This window comes from Vibrio sp. ER1A, from assembly GCF_000733315.1.
In the GTDB taxonomy this organism is placed as follows: Bacteria; Pseudomonadota; Gammaproteobacteria; order Enterobacterales; family Vibrionaceae; genus Vibrio; species Vibrio mediterranei.
This window is the reverse complement of record NZ_JPJA01000001.1, coordinates 59,542-79,598: the sequence shown is the minus strand read 5'-3', so window position 1 is coordinate 79,598 and position 20,057 is coordinate 59,542. Positions and strand designations below refer to the sequence as shown.

Annotated in this window: 15 protein-coding genes and 1 pseudogene; 4 read left to right on the top strand and 12 right to left on the bottom strand. The window is 45.6% G+C overall.

Annotated features, from left to right (window positions below; genetic code table 11):
* Window positions 1–28: 28 nt before the first annotated feature.
* Both purH and HW45_RS30225 read right to left on the bottom strand, forming a co-directional pair.
* Window positions 29–1,621 carry a bifunctional phosphoribosylaminoimidazolecarboxamide formyltransferase/IMP cyclohydrolase gene (purH, locus tag HW45_RS00380; protein WP_038223871.1) on the bottom strand — a complete coding sequence of 531 codons (1,593 nt, stop codon included), beginning with the start codon at window positions 1,619–1,621 and terminating at the stop codon, window positions 29–31.
* 159 nt (window positions 1,622–1,780) lie between these two features.
* Window positions 1,781–1,876, bottom strand: a pseudogene (locus HW45_RS30225) (phosphoribosylamine--glycine ligase); the annotation flags it as partial.
* 31 nt (window positions 1,877–1,907) lie between these two features.
* Between HW45_RS30225 and zntR the strand changes: the two are divergent.
* The 4 genes from zntR (at window position 1,908) to HW45_RS00360 (ending at window position 8,067) form a co-directional block, all read left to right on the top strand.
* A complete protein-coding gene (zntR, locus tag HW45_RS00375) occupies window positions 1,908–2,303 on the top strand; it encodes a Zn(2+)-responsive transcriptional regulator (RefSeq protein ID WP_006073412.1) in 396 nt (131 codons plus the stop codon).
* 172 nt (window positions 2,304–2,475) lie between these two features.
* Window positions 2,476–4,068 (top strand): lysine decarboxylation/transport transcriptional activator CadC, encoded by a 1,593-nt coding sequence (cadC, locus tag HW45_RS00370; protein ID WP_038223870.1) that lies wholly within the window; start codon window positions 2,476–2,478, stop codon window positions 4,066–4,068.
* A gap of 411 nt (window positions 4,069–4,479) precedes the next feature.
* Window positions 4,480–5,826 (top strand): cadaverine/lysine antiporter, encoded by a 1,347-nt coding sequence (gene cadB, locus HW45_RS00365; protein WP_038223869.1) that lies wholly within the window; start codon window positions 4,480–4,482, stop codon window positions 5,824–5,826.
* A 102-nt stretch (window positions 5,827–5,928) separates the two neighbouring features.
* Window positions 5,929–8,067, top strand: coding sequence for a lysine decarboxylase CadA (locus HW45_RS00360; protein WP_038223867.1), 2,139 nt, complete (start codon window positions 5,929–5,931; stop codon window positions 8,065–8,067).
* A gap of 148 nt (window positions 8,068–8,215) precedes the next feature.
* On the opposite strand, the gene HW45_RS00355 is transcribed toward HW45_RS00360, so the two are convergent.
* From HW45_RS00355 to HW45_RS00310, 10 genes are all read right to left on the bottom strand, one after another.
* Window positions 8,216–9,859, bottom strand: a complete 1,644-nt coding sequence (locus HW45_RS00355) for a methyl-accepting chemotaxis protein (protein ID WP_038223865.1) — start codon at window positions 9,857–9,859, stop codon at window positions 8,216–8,218.
* A 287-nt stretch (window positions 9,860–10,146) separates the two neighbouring features.
* Window positions 10,147–10,443, bottom strand: a complete 297-nt coding sequence (gene fis, locus HW45_RS00350; RefSeq protein WP_006073423.1) for a DNA-binding transcriptional regulator Fis — start codon at window positions 10,441–10,443, stop codon at window positions 10,147–10,149.
* A 23-nt stretch (window positions 10,444–10,466) separates the two neighbouring features.
* Window positions 10,467–11,435: a tRNA dihydrouridine synthase DusB gene (dusB, locus tag HW45_RS00345; RefSeq protein WP_031494196.1), complete on the bottom strand. Its 969-nt coding sequence runs from the start codon at window positions 11,433–11,435 to the stop codon at window positions 10,467–10,469.
* 200 nt (window positions 11,436–11,635) lie between these two features.
* Window positions 11,636–12,517 (bottom strand): 50S ribosomal protein L11 methyltransferase, encoded by an 882-nt coding sequence (prmA, locus tag HW45_RS00340; RefSeq protein ID WP_031494195.1) that lies wholly within the window; start codon window positions 12,515–12,517, stop codon window positions 11,636–11,638.
* Between the two features lie 106 nt (window positions 12,518–12,623).
* Window positions 12,624–13,967 (bottom strand): acetyl-CoA carboxylase biotin carboxylase subunit, encoded by a 1,344-nt coding sequence (accC, locus tag HW45_RS00335; RefSeq protein WP_038223863.1) that lies wholly within the window; start codon window positions 13,965–13,967, stop codon window positions 12,624–12,626.
* A gap of 15 nt (window positions 13,968–13,982) precedes the next feature.
* A complete protein-coding gene (gene accB / locus HW45_RS00330; protein ID WP_038223862.1) occupies window positions 13,983–14,450 on the bottom strand; it encodes an acetyl-CoA carboxylase biotin carboxyl carrier protein in 468 nt (155 codons plus the stop codon).
* 61 nt (window positions 14,451–14,511) lie between these two features.
* Complete coding sequence (gene aroQ / locus HW45_RS00325) at window positions 14,512–14,961, bottom strand: type II 3-dehydroquinate dehydratase (protein WP_038223860.1); 450 nt, start codon at window positions 14,959–14,961, stop codon at window positions 14,512–14,514.
* Between the two features lie 275 nt (window positions 14,962–15,236).
* Window positions 15,237–17,186: an acetate--CoA ligase gene (gene acs, locus HW45_RS00320; protein WP_038223857.1), complete on the bottom strand. Its 1,950-nt coding sequence runs from the start codon at window positions 17,184–17,186 to the stop codon at window positions 15,237–15,239.
* A 184-nt stretch (window positions 17,187–17,370) separates the two neighbouring features.
* Window positions 17,371–17,997, bottom strand: a complete 627-nt coding sequence (locus HW45_RS00315; protein WP_038222766.1) for a 3'-5' exonuclease — start codon at window positions 17,995–17,997, stop codon at window positions 17,371–17,373.
* A 23-nt stretch (window positions 17,998–18,020) separates the two neighbouring features.
* On the bottom strand, window positions 18,021–19,847 hold the full coding sequence (locus HW45_RS00310; RefSeq protein ID WP_038223855.1) for a putative nucleotidyltransferase substrate binding domain-containing protein: 1,827 nt from the start codon (window positions 19,845–19,847) through the stop codon (window positions 18,021–18,023).
* Window positions 19,848–20,057 lie beyond the last annotated feature (210 nt).

Below are 20,057 nucleotides of genomic sequence, written 5' to 3'. Positions count from 1 at the left end.
TGGCTACAGCACCAAATGCGACGAGTAATTAGTGACGGAAGTGGCGCATGCCTGTGAAGATCATCGCCATGCCATGCTCATCAGCGGCTGCGATAACTTCGTCATCGCGCATAGAGCCACCTGGTTGGATAACGCACTTGATGCCAGCTTCTGCTGCAGCGTCAATGCCATCACGGAACGGGAAGAACGCATCTGATGCCATTACGCAGCCTTCAACCTGCAGACCTTCGTCAGCAGCTTTGATACCAGCAATTTTCGCAGAGTACACGCGGCTCATTTGACCAGCACCTACGCCGATAGTCATGTCGCCTTTCGAGTAAACGATCGCATTGGATTTCACGTATTTAGCCACTTTCCAGCAGAATAGTGCATCTTTCAGCTCTTCTTCGGTCGGTTGACGCTTAGAGACTACTTTAAGGTCATCAAGTGATACCATGCCTTGGTCACGGTCTTGAACCAGAAGACCACCGTTAACGCGCTTAACGTCAAAACCGGTTGTCTTAGTTGTCCACTCGCCACACTCTAGTAGGCGAACGTTTTTCTTAGCGGCAACCACTTCTACTGCTTCAGCTGAAACAGAAGGTGCGATAATCACTTCAACGAACTGACGCTCAACAATGGCTTTCGCTGTGTCTGCATCTAACTCTTGGTTGAAGGCGATGATGCCGCCAAACGCTGATGTTGGGTCAGTTTTGTAAGCGCGGTCATACGCTTCAAGGATGTCTTTACCCAGAGCAACACCACATGGGTTTGCGTGCTTAACGATAACGCAAGCTGGCTCATCAAACTCTTTCACACACTCAAGTGCAGCGTCAGTGTCAGCGATGTTGTTGTAAGACAGCGCTTTACCTTGAATTTGGTGAGCGGTAGATACAGACGCTTCTTCTGGGTTTGCTTCTACGTAGAATGCAGCGTCTTGGTGGCTGTTTTCACCGTAGCGCATGTCTTGTTTCTTCACGAACTGTTGGTTGAACGTACGTGGGAATTTAGACTCTTCATCACCCTCTTTGTTCTCACCGTAAGATGGAACCATAGTACCGAAGTAGTTAGCAATCATGCCGTCGTAAGAAGCTGTGTGCTCGAACGCAGCGATAGCTAGGTCAAAACGTGTCTCTAGAGTCAGAGACTTTTCGTTTGCGTCCATTTCAGCAATAACGCGGTCGTAGTCGTGTGCGTTAACAACGATAGTCACATCTTTGTGGTTTTTCGCAGCAGAGCGAACCATAGTTGGACCACCGATATCGATGTTCTCAACGGCGTCTTCTAGCGTGCAGCCTTCTTTAGCAACCGTCTCTGCGAATGGATAAAGGTTAACGACAACCATATCGATAGGGTTGATACCGTGTGTTTCCATAACAGCGTCGTCTTGACCGCGACGACCTAGCACACCACCATGAACTTTAGGGTGCAGAGTCTTGACGCGACCATCCATCATTTCAGGGAAGCCTGTGTAGTCAGATACTTCAGTTACTGCGATGCCTTTCTCTGCAAGTAGGCGAGCTGTACCACCTGTTGATAGGATATCAACACCACGTTGTGCTAGCGCTTCGGCAAACTCAACAATACCAGTTTTGTCAGATACGCTGATAAGAGCGCGGCGAATTGGACGAGCGTTATTCATGCTTCTGTCTTCCTCAAAATCACGGAGTTAACGTTGCTGTGTGTAGGTGTTTATACCTACGGCATAAAGATAGTTGCCAAAATAGCGTGGCTTGCACCATCATAGGGACAGGTCACTAATACTTTGGCAATTATCCTTGAGCAAAAAAGCATCATTTGTGTCGATGGCGCGTATTCTAACCAATCTATTACAAAAAAGCTCGCGCAATCGTTTGGCATCGCAAAAAAAAGTGCAAAAAAAAGGATTATAGGCCAGTTTTGTAACAAAGAGGTTAATTTAAACGGTTATGTTTCAGATAGGTGAGTTAGCAAAACGCTGCAAAGTCACAGCGGATACGTTGCGATTTTATGAGAAAAACCAACTTATCGCTCCCGCAGGGCGCAGTGAATCTGGGTATCGTCTTTATAATGAAGAGAGCCAAAAGCAGGTTAGTTTTATTTTAAAAGCCAAAGAGCTCGGCTTGAGCCTAGACGAAATCAAAGAACTGCTAGGTATTAAACTTGAAGCTACCGAGCATAGCTGTGCAGAGGTGAAAGCTATCACCTCTGCCAAACTTAGCATTATTGATGAGAAAATAGCGGAACTAACACGTATTCGGACTGCGTTGAAAAAAATCAATGACGCGTGTTGTGGGCATGGCCATGATGCCAGTCATTGTTCTATATTGGCTGCGTTGGAATAACCACACCTCATAGGTATCCGCGAGGCTACCAACCTTAGTTTGCACCTTTGATCATCGGCATTGTATAGGTGAAAACTCTCAAGACCTCTATAATCGCGCCTTTCCACCGTCATCCGCTGGTAGCGTGGGGCTATAAAGTGCGGGGACGTGTATGTGAGAGACGAAAATTCATATGGTAGAGGTCTATTTTCAAATCAATGACTGGGTTCTCAGTGTTGATGAAAATAAGCTGTATCGACAAGATAGGGAAGTCTCTGTTGAACCACGCTTAATCAATCTATTACATTTCTTAGCCGAACACTCTGGCCAAGTCTACTGTCGCGACGAACTAATTCGTTACGTTTGGGACGGCGCCATCGTCACTGATCAGGTTGTGACTCAGTCTGTGTTTGAACTGCGAAAAATCCTCCGAGATGGTCGTGAAGAGAATCTGCATTATGTTGGAACGGTGCCCAAACGTGGCTACAAACTAGTGGCTGCCGTTACACCGATGACGCCGGAGCAATTTCTTCAATATCGAACGTCCTCTGTTACCTCTGCAAATTCGGAGACGTCAACGTTACACTCCAAATCCGCTCCAATAGTTGTGGAGAGTGATACTGATGCTCACGAAGCGATCGCTTTTCCGGCTGCGCCATTGACTCGAGCTCTGTACCAGAAGCAGAAGGCAACGCGAAGTAAAAAGCCCAAACGCCTGTTAAGTCCATGGCGTTTAGGGGTTATCAACGCAATTTGGATTGGTATTTTGGTGGCCGCGATTGGCATTTTTACCTACCAGCAGTCGGAGGTGAGCATAACTCAGGTTATCGATACGCACCTTATCGAGTTTGAGTTTCAAGATGGCATTCGCAGTTTAGGGCGCAGTTATGAACTGGCGGATGGTTTTGCTCAAAAGTTGATGTCAGATATTACTCAAGTCAGTGACTATCGAGTGATGCTGCATAAAACGGCATTCAAAACGGGGATTGTCCCCGGTAAAACTGTACTGGTAAGAGTCGATGAAGACGATGGCCGCGACTTTCTTGAATTGGAATATCGAGATAACTCCTCCGAAAAAGTGTTGTTTAGCCGTCAATATGCTTTAGCCGACAAGCATTTGAAATCTGTCCTCAAACAAAGCTCCTTAGATTTAATGCGAGTGCTTAATGTAGCCAATGCTGAGCAACGTGCGGTGACCATGATGGCAGGAGTACCTAGTGACCCTGAAGCACTAGGGTTATTTATTCGTGCTAACCATTATTTGAATATGTCTGATGTTAGGCAGTTTCAATATGGCATTGATTTGTTGGAAAAGGTGGTAGAGCAAGAGCCGGATAACGCCTATGTACAGTCTGAATTGCTGGCCGCCTATTATGTTAGAAGTGCTTTAGACGAGAGCAGGCCTTTAACTCAAGAAAAGCTAGGCAAACTCAGTGGTGCGCTAAAACAATACCTTGCGACATCGAATGGACCGATACAACCGCGTATCTACGAGGCATTGTCTTTACATGAAACCATGGTGGGAGACCAAGAGCAGGCTGCCGCCTACCTGAACCAAGCGCTTCAACTTCGTGATTCCGTGTTGGCTTATATCATTAAAGGTAAGCACGCTGAGTTATCAGGGGATGTGGATAGTGCAAGTGAGGCCTACAGTGAAGCCTTCTATATTGATACGTCCGTAGAAACCTACTTGTTGTGCGAAAATCTGATTTTTTATAGCAATCTAAAACAGATTGACCACGCCATGTATCGTGCAGTTCATCCTTCTGTTGTGCGACTTATCTAATTTTTGCTGAATGTGTAGAGAACCAGTAGCGCACTTATACTCAAATACTCGCCCTCCTTATTGGAGGGCGTTTTTGTATCTGGCATAGGGCTGTGTTGATATAAGGAAAGTGCGTTTTTGGTGATAAAGGCTCACCTTGATATTTTTAGAATGGTTTAGCTTGGTAGTTTATTTTGTTTATCTTATTGTTTTTGAATGGTTTAATTTTATTTTTAATAAGGTTTATATCAAGATTGAACGTTTCTAGCTAATGGTTTTATTGATAACTTCAGATTGATTTCTTTGCTTGAAATTGGGCGTAACCTGCATCTCGAAAATTCACGAGGTGTTGCTCAACCTTCTTACGGTGACATCTCGAATCGGCTTCAGTTTGAACGCATGACGTTCAAGTAGAACTAATTTGGAGATGTTATGTCATCGAATACAAAGAAAATCGGCCTCATTGCCTGTACTGGTGTTGTGGCAGGTAACATGATGGGCAGTGGTATTGCGTTGTTACCATCGAGCCTAGCGGCTGTGGGTTCCATTTCACTCTATAGCTGGGTGATATGTATTGTTGGCGCGTTGAGCCTTGCATTTGTGTTTGCACGTTTGGCAACGAAGAACCCTCAAGAGGGGGGACCTATCGCGTATGCCGGTGAAATTTCTCCTGTGTTTGGCTTCCAAACCGGTGTGCTCTATTACCACGCAAACTGGATCGGTAATTTAGCGATTGCAATTACAGGTGTTTCTTATCTTTCGGTCTTTTTCCCAGTCTTAAACAACCCGATTCCTGCCGGTCTTGCGACGATTGCCTCGGTCTGGGTATTTACTATGGTGAACTTGCTTGGTGGTAGTTGGGTTAGCCGCTTATGTACATTAGGGCTTGTGCTTATCCTCATCCCTGTGTTCGGTACCGCGTTATTTGGTTGGACGCACTTTGAACCTGCATTGTATAGCCAAAACTGGAATGTCTCTGCAGGCAGTGATAGTCACGCTGTTATCGCGGCGGTATTGATTTGTCTATGGTCTTTTGTTGGTGTCGAATCGGCAGCGGTGTCTTCCGGTATGGTGGATAACCCAAAACGTACTGTTCCACTAGCAACCATGTTAGGGACCGCTATTGCTGGTGTGATTTACATTGTGTCGACTCAAATGATCAGCGGTATGTTCCCTGCTTCTGAAGTCGCTGCATCTGGTGCACCGTTTGCACTAGCCACCACAGAGATCTTTGGTCACTGGACCGCGCCTTTCGTTGCCGCTTTCACTGCACTGGCCTGTTTTACCTCTTTGGGTTCTTGGATGATGTTGGTGGGTGAAGCCGGTAAACGTGCGGCCAATGATGGCAACTTCCCGAAAATTTATGGTGAAGTCGATAAAAACGGTGTTCCTAGAAAAGGTCTCATTCTAGCTTCCATCAAAATGACAGCATTAATGTGCGTATTAATGGTGTTCAGTTCAAAAACTGCTCACGCAGCAGACTTGTTTAATCAACTGACTACTGATGCCGTATTGCTCACTATGCTGCCTTACTTCTACTCCAGCATTAACTTGATTCGTTTTGAAGGTATGACGACTCGCAATGGTTTCGTGATGTTCTTCTCTGGTATCGCGTGCTTGTTCTGCATGGTGGCATTAGCAGGAGCAGAAGGAACAACATTAACAGCTACCTTCATCATGTCACTCATCATCTTGATGTTCTATAGCAAAAAAGCGGGCTTAGCTCAGTACATGGAGCAACACCCCAACGAACTGTCTTCGCAGCAAGCGAGTCACTAATTCTTCGCTGGTGCGAAGTGCACCAGCCCACTTATTCCTAGGCGCTCTATTTACTCACTGTCTTTGGCAGGGAGCGCCCTCATTCACCTTGGAGATGTCCAAATGAATATTTTCGCAATCCTTAATCACATGGGTGTGTTCTTCAAAGAAGAGCCAGTTCGTCAACTGCACGCTGCGCTAGAAAAAGCAGGCTATGACGTAGTTTACCCAGTTGACGACAAAGACCTAATTAAACTGATTGAAATGAATCCCCGCGTCTGTGGTGTGCTGTTTGACTGGGATAAATACTCGCTCAATCTTTGTGAGCGCATTAGCGCAGTAAATGAGAAGCTGCCAGTACATGCATTTGCTAATGACCAATCTACATTGGATATTTCACTGACGGATCTGCGTTTAAATGTCAGCTTCTTTGAGTACGCTTTAGGTATGGCGGACGATATTGTCATTAAAGTGAACCAAGCAACGGAAGCGTATAAAAACGCTATCATGCCGCCATTCACTAAAGCGTTATTTAAATATGTCGAAGAAGGAAAATACACTTTCTGTACTCCAGGACATATGGGAGGCACGGCATTCCAAAAAAGCCCAGCGGGAAGTATTTTCTACGACTTCTATGGACCAAACACCTTCAAGGCCGATGTCTCAATCTCTATGCCTGAACTAGGATCGTTACTTGATCATTCTGGTCCACACAAAGAAGCGGAAGAGTATATTGCGAGAACATTTAACGCGGACAGTTCTTACATTGTAACTAACGGTACATCGACATCGAACAAAATCGTCGGTATGTACTCAGCGCCAGCGGGCAGTACTGTGCTTGTGGATCGTAACTGTCATAAGTCACTAACTCATTTAATGATGATGAGCGATGTGACACCGATTTACTTCCGTCCAACTCGCAATGCTTACGGTATTCTTGGGGGGATTCCACAACGCGAGTTTAGCCGTGAGGTTATTGCTAACAAAGTAGCAAATACTGAAGGAGCTAGCGCACCGACCTATGCGGTAGTCACCAACTCAACGTACGATGGTCTACTTTACAATACCCAGTTCATCAAAGAGTCTTTGGATTGTAAGCACATTCATTTTGACAGTGCTTGGGTGCCTTACACTAATTTCAACGCTATTTATGATGGTAAGTGTGGCATGAGCGGTGAAGCAATGCCGGGTAAAGTGTTCTATGAGACACAATCGACTCACAAATTGTTAGCTGCCTTCTCTCAAGCTTCTATGATTCATATTAAAGGTGAGTTCGATAAAGCTTCTTTCAATGAGGCATTTATGATGCACACCTCAACCTCACCACAATACGGCATTGTGGCATCAACAGAAACGGCAGCGGCAATGATGCGTGGTAATACAGGGCGTAAGTTGATGCAAGACTCTATCGACCGAGCGATTCGTTTCCGTAAAGAGATCAAACGCCTTAGAGGTGAAAGTGAAGGCTGGTTCTTCGATGTATGGCAGCCTGACAACATCGACACAACAGAATGCTGGAAATTAGATCCTAAAGAGACATGGCATGGATTTAAAGATCTAGACGATGACCACATGTACTTAGACCCAATCAAAATCACGCTATTGACTCCGGGTATGAGTAAGTCTGGTGAGATGGAATCAACCGGTATTCCGGCTTCCCTAGTTGCTAAATACCTTGACGAACGCGGTATCGTGGTGGAGAAAACAGGCCCATACAATTTGTTGTTCTTGTTCTCCATTGGTATCGATAAATCTAAAGCAATGCAACTGCTGCGCGGTTTAACCGAGTTTAAACGCGGTTTCGACCTTAACCTAACCATACGTACTATGTTGCCGTCACTATACCAAGAAGACCCTCATTTCTATGAAGGCAAACGCATCCAAGAGGTGGCTCAGGGTATTCATGAGCTAACAATGAAATACCAATTACCAGAATTGATGTACAAAGCATTCGATGTTCTGCCTGAAATGAAAGTCACACCACATGCGGCTTGGCAACAAGAGCTACGTGGTCAAATTGAGGAGATTAACTTAAAAGAGATGGTGGGTCGTGTCAGTGCTAATATGATCTTACCTTATCCTCCAGGTGTGCCACTTGTGTTACCGGGTGAAATGGTGACTGATAGTTCACGTCCTGTGTTGGATTTCTTGGAAATGCTGTGTGAAATCGGCGCGCATTACCCAGGCTTTGAGACTGATATTCACGGTGTTTATCGTCAGAAAGATGGCTGCTATACCGTTAAAGTATTGAAAGACCAATAAATAGATTGATTAGGGCGTCTGATGTCGTTTTGCATGCTCCATCTTGATGCACTCATCCTAGAGAGTGGCCGCTACCCCGATTGACGACCGCTTAATATCAAAGGCGAACAGCGTGACTGTTCGCCTTTTTTATTCTTAGTACTTAAGGCTAAGAGACTTTAAAGGTGCTTATACCAGAACTGAGTTGATGGCCGTTTTCCATTAACCGCTCACTGGCTTGAGCTAGTTTTTGAGCTTCTAGAGCTGACTGATTACCGTGATCAGCAATTTGTGTTAGGTTTTGGCTAATTTCGTCAGTCGCCAAGGTTTGCTGTGAACTGGCTTCCGCGATTTGCTGATTCAGCGCAACGATAGCGTTCACTTGGGTGTCAATCTCTTGCAGCGCGAGCTTGGCGTTGCTCGCTTGTTCTAATGTTTGTTGTGACTGTTGCTGAGTTTGGGTCATCGATTGGCTTACTTGCGCCGCTTGATTTTGCAACTTCTGAATAATCAGTTCGATTTCGTCCGTGCTGCTTTGAGTGCGAGTGGCCAATGTGCGAACTTCATCTGCAACCACCGCAAAGCCTCGACCCTGCTCTCCCGCACGAGCTGCTTCGATAGCAGCATTGAGCGCGAGCAAATTGGTTTGTTCAGCCACGCCACGAATCACCTCTAAGACAGCCCCTACCTGTTGGGTGTCACTCGCCAGTAGCTTGATGTTGTTATCCGTTTCTGTAAGACGCTCTGAGAGGGACTGCATGTATGACGCGGCAAGTTCTATCACTTCACTACCTTGCTGTCCTTGTTCACTGGCTAAAGTGGCAGCATGAGCGGCATGCTGAGCAGAGTTGGCCACTTCTTGGTTACTGGCATGCAACTCGTTCATAGCGGACGCTACGGTATCCACAGCTTGTTGTTGCTGCTGTGATTGACTAGCTCCGTTTTGTGCTACAGCGTTAAGGGAAATAGCAGCTTGGGTGATGTTGTCGGTTACCGGCTTAATATCGCTAATGATATGTTCCAACTTATGTGTGAAGCGGTTAAATGCAGCGGCAATATGGCTCAATTCATCATTGCCTTGCTCTGGTAGTTTCTTCGATAGATCGCCGTCACCGCTGGCAATCTCTGTCAGTGCCTCTAATGTTTCACGGCAAGGTTTCGCAATACTACGGCTGATGAGGGTGGCACATGCCAACATAAAGCCCAATGCAATCAAGACGGTTATTAAGACTTTCTGTATGGCTTGCCAGACTTGCGCTTGAACATCATCGACATAGACACCAGTGCCGATAATCCATCCCCAAGGCTTAAAAGTCTTGATATAAGAGACTTTTTCTACGGGTGTTTCTGAACCAGGTTTAGGCCAGAGATAAGGTACAAAGCCCGCTTGTTGTTGTTTTGCAACTTGCACCATCTCAACAAACAGTTTTTTGCCACTGGGATCGGCAATTTGACTAAGGTTTTGCCCGTTTAGCTTGGGCTTGATAGGGTGCATGACCATGGTAGGGGTAAGATCGTTAATCCAAAAATAATCGCTCCCTTCATAACGAAGATTCTGTATCGCTTTAGCGGCCGCTGCTTGAGCCTGCTGTTGACTCAACTGACCGGACAATTGTTGCTGGTGGTAATGGTCGACAAGCGTGTAGGCACTCTCAACTAAGTGGCGAGTTTTAGTTTTCTTTGCCGCTATCAGGGACTGTTGATAATCAACTAGGGCGAGAACGAGTGGGACCATCAGCGTGATGGAGACAATCGCTATCAGTAGATAGAGACGAGTTTGAATAGTGCTACGGCGCAAAAATGTGGCATTCATCCTAAGAACTCCTTTTTCTTAAAGGTGAACACATTACCAACAGGGCTGTTGGCATGCTGACTTTCATTGTTTGTTATTGTGTGGCCAGTCTGACAAGGTTTTGTGGTTATTGTGTGTTCTACGATACGTGATGGTGAAACATCCGGCTATTCCCTAATGGTCTAAGATTTGACCCAAGTTCCGTTTTATCGAATGCAATATGGCTGATAACAGCAGAGTTGTGATCTACAGACAATAAAAAAGCCAGAGCTAGGCTCTGGCTTTTTCACAAAAACAATCACAATGGATTAGTTCATGCCGTATTTCTTAAGTTTCTTACGAAGAGTACCGCGGTTGATACCCATCATAGTTGCTGCGCGAGTTTGGTTACCGCGAGTGTACTGCATGATGGTGTCTAGTAGCGGCTGTTCTACTTCCGCTAGAACTAGTTCATACAATTCAGTGACGTCTTGACCATTTAATTGAGCAAGGTAGTTCTTTAGAGACGCTTTTACAGAGTCGCGTAGAGGCTTCTGTGTGATCTGGTCTTGAGATGTTACTGTAGTAACTGTCAATGGTTCTGAAGTCAAATTTTGTTCGAACATAATCGGTTTAGCTCTTCTCGTAATTATGATGCAACGTTTTCAAAATAGCCTTGCAATGCGTTTAGCTGCTCATTAGCCGCTTCAATCGCGTTGAAGGCACGGCGGAACTCACTGGCTTGTTCATGCTCTTTTAAATACCAGCCAACATGCTTACGAGCGATGCGTGGACCTAAATATTCACCATAAAACTGATGAAGTGCCTGAACATGACCTAGCAAAATGCCTTGTACGTCCTCGGTGGGACGCTCTGGCATCAGTGTACCGTTTTCCAAATAGTGTTGGATTTCCTCAAAAATCCATGGCCGTCCTTGGGCCGGACGTCCAATCATCAAAGCGTCTGCACCGGTATAATCCAGTACGAATTTCGCTTTCTCTGGGCTATCGATATCACCGTTAGCAATAACCGGTATAGAGATAGCGTTTTTAACCGCTTTGATGCTGTCGTATTCTGCCTCGCCTTTGTACATACAAGTTCTAGTTCGACCGTGAAGGGCGAGTGCTTGTATGCCGCAGTCTTCGGCTAGTTTTGCAATTTGGACACAGTTCTTATTGTCTGTATCCCAGCCCGTACGGGTTTTCAATGTCACAGGGACATCTACGGCATCAACCACAGTACGCAGAATATCTTCGATAATGTCTGGGTACTTAAGCAGAGCTGAGCCCGCGAGCTTTTTATTCACTTTTTTAGCAGGGCAACCCATGTTGATGTCGATGATTTGCGCACCGTTCTCAACACTGAATTGTGCCGCCTCAGCCATAAGCTTGGGATCGGCACCTGCTATTTGCACCGAGCGAATACCAGATTCACCCTCGTGCACCATGCGTTGCTGTGACTTAGCTGTTTTCCACAGTTTCGGGTTGGATGACATCATTTCACTGACCGCCATTCCCGCACCGTAACGAAGGCACAACTCTCGAAACGGTCTATCAGTAACACCCGCCATAGGCGCCACAATTAGATTGTTCTTAAGTTGGTATTGTCCGATTCTCAAAACATTGCCACAGGTTTACACAAGCAAGGGCGCGCATTTTACGCATTTTTTCGGTGCGTGAAAAGACTAATATTTGAGCATTTACAATTTGTTTCTGCAAATTGCCTGATTTTCAGGCGTTTAGTGGTAAAACTATTCTGTATCAACAAAAAAAAGCAGTGCGTTAGCAAGCTAACGCACTGCTTTGTAAATAATAATGGTTACTTTTTACCCGAGATTCGGCACCATTCATTGAGCTCAACGATTGGGTCGATAGTCATCTCATCACGGTAATAGTTCGCAACATCTTCTGCTTGGGTGTCTAACACGCCAGACATGGCAAGTTGGCCACCTTCTTTCACTAAGCCTTTAATGATGCCAGATAGGTCACGAAGAGGACCCGCAAGAATATTGGCAACGACCACATCGGCAATTAAGCCTTCCGGTTGGTTTTGTGGTAGGAATAGCTCCAATTGGTCAGCAACGCCATTGCGCTCAGCGTTATCTTTCGATGCGGTTAGAGCTTGAGGATCGATGTCGATCCCGATTACTTTTGCTGCACCAAGCTTGATCGCGGCGATTGCTAGGATCCCAGAGCCACAACCAAAGTCGATAACGGTTTTACCAGCAAGGTCTAAAGATTCAAGCCACTCAAGACACAGAGCTGTAGTAGGGTGCGTGCCTGTGCCAAAAGCCAAACCAGGGTCTAGCATCACATTTACGGCATCTGGCTCTGGAACATCGCGCCAGCTTGGGCAAATCCACAAGCGTTCGCCAAACTTCATTGGGTGGAAGTTTTCCATCCACTCACGCTCCCAATCTTTGTCTTCGAGCTGTTCAACTTTATGAGCAAAGCCCTCAGCGAGCATGTTTGACGCAGTGATTTGGGTCAAAATAAGCTTGGTGTCTGCTTCTGCATCGTACAGGGCTACGATGTCAGTATCGCCCCACAGACGAGTTTCGCCAGGTAACGGCTCAAAAACAGGGGTATCATGTGCATCTAGGAAGGTGACAGATAGAGCGCCAGTTTCTTCCATCAACATATCGCCGATTTGTTCAGCGTTTTCGTTGGTTGCATTTAGTTTGATTTGAATCCAAGGCATGAGTTGGGTCCTTGCTTGACGAATTTTGCGCAGAGTGTAGCAGATTCGCGTTAAGTGAGCATAAAAAAACCCACCGTAGTGGGTTTTTAGTATTTTTAGAAAGGGCTTAACTCATGCCAAGCTTTTTCTCTAGGTAATGAATGTTGGCACCACCGTGTTGGAAGTTCTCATCATTCATAATCGATTCTTGAAGTGTGATATTAGTTTTAATACCTTCCACAATCATCTCACCCAGTGCGTTTTTCATACGAGCAATGGCAACATCGCGGTTCTCACCAAAAGTGATTAGCTTACCGATCATTGAGTCGTAGTGAGGAGGCACAGTGTAGCCAGTGTAGATATGAGATTCCCAACGTACACCCATACCACCTGGCGCGTGGAAACGCGTGATAGTACCTGGACATGGTAAGAAACGCTCAGGATCTTCCGCATTGATACGACACTCGATAGCGTGGCCACGAAGTTTGATGTCATCTTGAGTGAAAGACAGTGGCTGACCTGCTGCAACACGAAGCTGCTCTTTGATTAGGTCTACACCTGTTACCATCTCTGTTACTGGGTGCTCTACCTGAATACGAGTGTTCATTTCGATGAAGTAGAACTCACCGTTTTCGTATAGGAATTCGAACGTACCTGCACCACGGTAACCAATTTCAATACATGCACGAGTACAACGCTCACCGATGTACTTACGCATTTCTTCTGTAATGCCTGGAGCTGGAGCTTCTTCCACTACTTTTTGGTGACGACGCTGCATAGAACAGTCGCGCTCACCTAGGTGAATTGCGCCACCTTGGCCATCAGCAATCACTTGAACTTCAACGTGACGTGGATTTTCTAGGAATTTCTCCATGTAAACCATATCGTTGTTGAAAGCGGCTTTTGCTTCTGCACGTGTCATAGCGATAGCTTCAATAAGCTCACCTTCGCTACGAACAACACGCATACCACGACCACCGCCGCCGCCAGAGGCTTTGATGATGACTGGGTAGCCAATGCGCTTAGCGTGCGCTTTGTTCTTTGTTTCGTCGTCGTCTAAAGGACCATCAGAACCAGGCACGCAAGGAACACCCGCCTTCTTCATTGAGTTGATTGCCGAAACTTTGTCACCCATCAGGCGAATCGTTTCTGCTTTTGGACCAACAAAAATGAAACCACTACGCTCTACTTGTTCAGCAAAGTCAGCGTTCTCAGATAGGAAACCATAACCCGGGTGGATAGCAACGGCACCAGTCACTTCCGCTGCACTAATGATGCGTGGGATATTTAGGTAGCTATCGATGCCGCGTGCAGGACCAATACAAATGGTTTCGTCTGCTAGTAGCACGTGCTTAAGATCGCGGTCAGCCGTTGAGTGAACAGCAACCGTTTTGATACCTAGCTCTTTACATGCTCGCAGAATACGTAGTGCAATTTCACCACGGTTCGCGATTACTAATTTATCTAACATAATGAGCGCTCTCTATTATTCGATAATTACTAGAGCTTGATCGAACTCAACAGGTTGGCCATCTTCAACAAGGATTGCTGCAATCACACCAGACTTGTCTGCTTCGATTTGGTTCATCATTTTCATCGCTTCAACGATACATAGAGTATCGCCAGCGTTAACTTGTTGGCCTACTTTTACAAATGGTTTCGCATCTGGGCTTGGAGCGCTGTAGAACGTACCAACCATTGGAGAAAGAACTTGGTGACCAGCTGGAGCTGCTGGTTCGTCTGCTGATGCCGCTGGCGCTGCTGCAGGTGCTGCTACAGGTGCTGGCGCTGCTGCTGGAGCAGGTGCAGCAGCATATTGAACTGGTGCTGGTGCTGCACTTACCGGACTGTTGCGGCTGATACGTACCGATTCTTCACCTTCAGAAATTTCTAGCTCTGCAATGCCAGATTCTTCTACAAGTTCAATAAGCTTTTTAATTTTACGAATATCCATGTTTCTTTCTCTTTATCTTGTGAGTAAGACGGCCTCAAATATTGAGCCGTAGAGTATTTGGTTATTTTGCTTTCAGGGCTTTTATTGCAGCAGAAAGCGCAAATTCATAGCCTTGCGAACCCAATCCGCAGATAACACCTTGGGCAACATCAGACAAATAAGAATGATGACGGAATGTTTCTCGGGCATGAACGTTAGATAAGTGCACTTCAATAAATGGGATTGAAACACCCAGTAATGCATCACGTAGTGCAACACTCGTGTGCGTAAAAGCAGCAGGGTTAATAATGATAAAATCAGTATTACCATGCGCAGCATGGATGGCTTCAATCAGTTCATATTCACGATTTGACTGGAGATGGGACAATTCAATATCCGCAAGTGATGCTTGAACAGTTAAGTTATCAACGATTTGCGCTAGTGTTTCATTTCCATAATGACCAGGTTCTCTTAGACCTAAGAGGTTAAGATTTGGTCCATTTAAAACTAGAATTCGTGACTTTGCTGCCATAATGTCGCCATCTTCGGTTAACGTGAAATAAACGTGATTTATTTCAAGTCTACATAAAAAAACGAGGGTATGAAAAGCTCATAACCATCATATTTTTAAAAATTGACCAAGATTATAGCTAATTCACAGCATTTAGCAGCAATTTACTGGTCTAATCACCTCTTGTCTGTCAGAAAAATTGCAACACAGAGCACATTTTGACGTCACCTTGATAAATCCTGATACAAAAAAACCGCCCGAAAAGCGGGCGGTTTGTTGATTAAGTGTCAAATAAGTTAAGCAAGTTCGGCTTTTTCTGCAATCAGCTTATCTACGACGCTTGGATCTGCCAAGGTCGAGGTATCACCAAGGTTGCTAGTATCACCAGTCGCAATTTTGCGTAGGATACGGCGCATGATTTTACCTGAACGAGTCTTAGGCAACGAGTCAGTCCAATGAAGTACATCTGGTGTAGCGATTGGGCCAATCTCTTTTCTCACCCAATCTTTCACTTCTTTATGCAGCTCTGCCGATGGGAATTCACCGTCATTAAGAGTGATATAAGCGTAAATTGCCTGACCTTTAATATCGTGTGGGATACCAACAATGGCCGCTTCAGCAATTTTATCGAAGGCAACCAAGGCGGATTCAATTTCGGCAGTTCCCATACGGTGGCCTGAGACGTTCAGCACATCATCAACACGACCAGTAATCCAGTAATAGCCATCTTCGTCGCGACGAGCACCATCACCAGTAAAGTACATGCCTTTAAATGTAGAGAAATAAGTTTGCTCAAAGCGGTCATGGTCACCATAAACTGTACGCATCTGACCTGGCCATGAATCAAGAATGACAAGGTTACCTTCGGTGGCACCGTCAATAACATTGCCCATGTTGTCTACCAGAGCAGGTTGAACACCAAAGAATGGACGTGTCGCTGAGCCAGGTTTAAGTTCGGTTGCCCCCGGTAATGGGGTAATAAGAATGCCACCCGTCTCAGTTTGCCACCATGTGTCGACGATTGGTGATTTCTCATTGCCGATGGTCTTGTAATACCATTCCCAGGCTTCTGGGTTAATAGGTTCACCAACCGAGCCCATGATGCGCAGACTATCGCGAGTCGTGCCTTTGACAGCTTCATCACCTTTAGCCATTAATGCGCGGATTGCTGTTGGAGCGGTATAAAGAATATTAACCTGATGCTTATCAACCACTTCACTCATACGACTTGTGTCAGGGTAGTTTGGTACACCTTCAAACAGAATCGTTTTAGCCCCGTTTGCCAGTGGTCCATAAACCAAATAAGTATGGCCAGTGATCCAACCTACATCAGCGGTACACCAGAAGGTTTCACCGGGTTGATAATCGAAGACGTATTTAAAGGTCATGGTGGCGTACACGAGATAACCACCAGTAGTATGAAGTACACCTTTTGGCTTACCAGTAGAGCCAGAGGTGTACAGAATAAACAGCGGGTCTTCCGCTTTCATCTCTTCTGGAGGACAAACGTCAGAAGCTTGTGTTGTCGCTTCATGCCACCAAACGTCGCGGTGCTCGTGCCATTCGACATCGCCTCCGGTGCGTTTTAGCACCATCACTTTGCTAATGGTTTTTACATCTGGATTGGTCAGTGCTTCATCGACATTTTTCTTAAGTGGAACTGCACGTCCACCACGTACTCCTTCGTCCGCCGTAATAACGACCTTGGCATCGGAGTCGATAATGCGTCCAGAGAGTGCTTCAGGCGAGAAACCACCAAATACCACCGTATGAACTGCACCAATACGAGTACAAGCTAACATAGCGATGGCGGCTTCTGGCACCATTGGCATATAGAGGCAGACGACATCGCCTTTGTGAACTCCTTGAGCTTTTAATGCATTAGAGAACTTACACACTTCTTTATGAAGCTCATTGAAAGTTAGAGTCTTGTCATCTTCTGGGTTGTCGCCTTCCCAAATAATGGCAACCTCATCACCTTTATCCGCTAAGTGACGATCGATACAGTTGGCAGATACGTTCAGGGTGCCATCTTCAAACCAACGAATATCAACGTGTCCAGTGTCGAATGAGGTTTGCTTTACTTTGGTAAATGGCTTAATCCAATCAACGATTTTTCCATGCTCACCCCAGAAGGCTTCAGGATCGCTGACGGATTGTTGGTACATGGATAGGTAAGTGTCGTCATCCGCGTGAGTGTTTGTTTTAATATTTTCTTTTACCGGATAAACATGAACTTCACTCATTGCTTCTCTCCTTGTGAATTGAGCTTTTTTGACTAGGGCTGAACTAGATCGTGTATTAACTCTCGGCTAGATTGCGGTATTCAGCAATTAGACTTTAGGCTTAGTATAGGAAAGGCAAACAAAATTAATGACTTACAAGCCTGCGTTAATGAGAGCTAAGTCGCATTCTGACCGATTAGCATAATTAGCTCTGTGGGCGAAAGGGTGGAAGTGAGCCTCGAGTCAGCTTGAGATAGACCATGGCGGCGGCTTTAGCGTCTTCCAATGCATCATGTTTGTGATAATTAGGAATCTGCAAATGTCGACAGATTGCCTCCAAACTTAGATCGAAGTAACCATTGGGAAGCAGCTTGAGTAGTTTATCATTGTAGATCTGACTAACTTCAATGAGCTCATTGGGTAGGGGGAACCCAAGGTGTTTTTTAGCTGCGCGATCAAGAATCTTCTTATCATAACGGATGTGATAGCCTACCAAAGGTCGATTACCGATAAAGTTCAGCAGTGCTGACATCGCTTGCTTTTCGCTAATGCCGTGTTTGAGCTCATCGTGAGTAATATGGTGAATCTTCACCGAGTCTTCTCCTAGAGATTTGGGGGCGGATAAACGCACTTCAAATGGGTCACTAGTGATTATTCGGTTATCAATAATTTTAGTTGCGGCGATGGTGACAATCTCTGCCACACTTGGGTCTAAGCTTGTCGTCTCACAGTCCAAGGACACATACTCATTGTGTTTGGGGCGAGCAAACAAGTGCCGATGTGGCGAGTGGCGCAAATGATAGCGCCAATAGGCTCTTGAGATAATATTCATGGTACTGCCTTGCTCCGCTGAAATTAGTGACGTATTTGGTAGTGATATCCCAGCCACTGTTTAAATTTTTTCACGACATGGAATCCATGTCGTAGTAAGTCTCGCTCTGGTCTCTCTAAATCATTAAGTTGAATGGCATTGCTAATATCGTGATGAGACAGCTGCTGCTGCAGTCTGAGTTTAAAGAAATGCTTGAGCGCTTCGGCCAAATTTTCTGCGGTGGAGGTTTCCAATACTCGCTTACTGACCAGTTGTTCGATGCGATCAAAGGTGTTGGTTTCGTTGATACCATACTCAAGACTGATGGCGCGCACCCCATGAACTATTGGGAAGATACCGCCTTGTTTAAGATCCACACCTTGTTTTGATGATTTAACATTACCAAACAAAGTCAGAGGCACTGCAAAGTTGAGGGCTGGGCGAGTGAATTCGGTAAGGATTGCTTCTTGACCTTCCATCTGCTGTTGCAAATGTTGCTTAACTGGTGTTAACAATTCAGCGTTTCCTGCGACAGCTCTGGCGTCGGCCAGAATCGCGATTTCCATGACACTTTCACTACTAGCGCTACTCACGAGTTGTTCTATGCGCTGTTTCCATTCGCTGGTGGTGTTGACCCAATGAGCATTGCTGACCATCACATTGCCAGGGCAAAGTGGGTAACCTAGCCTGGCTAGTGTATGGTTTAACTCCTTGAGCGCGCTGTCTTTATTAGGCCAATCAATACCATCTTCTAAGATAAGCGCGTTATCTTGGTCAGTTTTTAGAATCTGTTCTCCACGACCTTCTGAGCCCATGACGATAAGACAGCAGTGACCGTGCATCGCAGGTGGCAGAATAAGCTCAAACGCGCGCTCAATGATTTGCTCGTTGATAGCAGAAACCAGCTCCATCATAAATCGAGTTCGGATTCCGTTAGTCACGAGACTATCTACCAGTTGCTGCTGTCGATTAGATGCTAACGCCAACTCATCAACATTGTTGGCTCTGGCGATACTGAGTGACAGCACATGCGAGTGTGTAGAGAAAGCACTGAGGATTTGAGTCATATCGAGCATGCCCACCGCTTTCTTCCCTTCGCATACCATTAGTCGCTTTACCCGTTGTCGAGTCATAGTCACCATTGCATTGAAAAGGAACTCTTCTTTGTCGACTTGGTGGACTGGAAAAGTAGCAATCTCACTGATTGGAGTGGTATTAGGTAGGTTTTCTAGCACGACGGCATGGAGCATATTGGTGCGAGTGACTATGCCGTAAGGCAGGGTATTAGGGTGGCGCTGCTGCGTGTCAGTATCCAGATTCAGTTCAATTAATGCGGCGTCGACACCATGATTGAGCAGCCGCTTAGTAACGTCAGTAATGGTTAAGTCTGGCCCTAGAATTAAAGGAGGGTGGTAGATGTCTTCGTCGACTTTGGTCAAGATGAACTCAGCAAGGTTTTGTTGCTTCTGTGCTTCTTCTATCAACTGCTGACGGGTAGCCAAACTGGTATCAAAGTAGGCCGCAAACTGCCCGTTACTATGATAAAGAGATAAGAATACCTCTTTAGGTAACAAGTAAACTAAGGTGTCCTCTAAAGCGACATAATTGTGTTTCACGCTATCGCCCAGTAATGCACGGACGTCGAAGAGATCATCATAGGTATAGTGGGCAAATACTTCTTGGTTGTGTTCATCGCGCTCTTCGACAGAGCCTTTAATAATAATATGTAAACTGTCGCTGGGTGACCCGGCACGCAGCATGACGTCCTTATCTCGAAAGTACGCGACATCTAAGGCTGTTCTTAGCTGATTTTGTTGTTGTTCGGTGAGTCTGTCGAAAGGAGGTGACGACATATTGAATTTATCAGGCATAAAAACGAGCTCCGTAACCGTGGCTATGCTGATAGTCTGGCAAAATTAACGACAAGCTCCAGACGACTTTAGTCGAATATTGGCCACGTAATATTTAAGGCATTTTGATATGGGGAAATTCATTTCTATAAACAATTCCCTTTTTTGCAAACGTTTCGCATTGCATAATGGGCGCGATCTTATTCAGAGCGTCTCTTTGCTCTCTTTCCT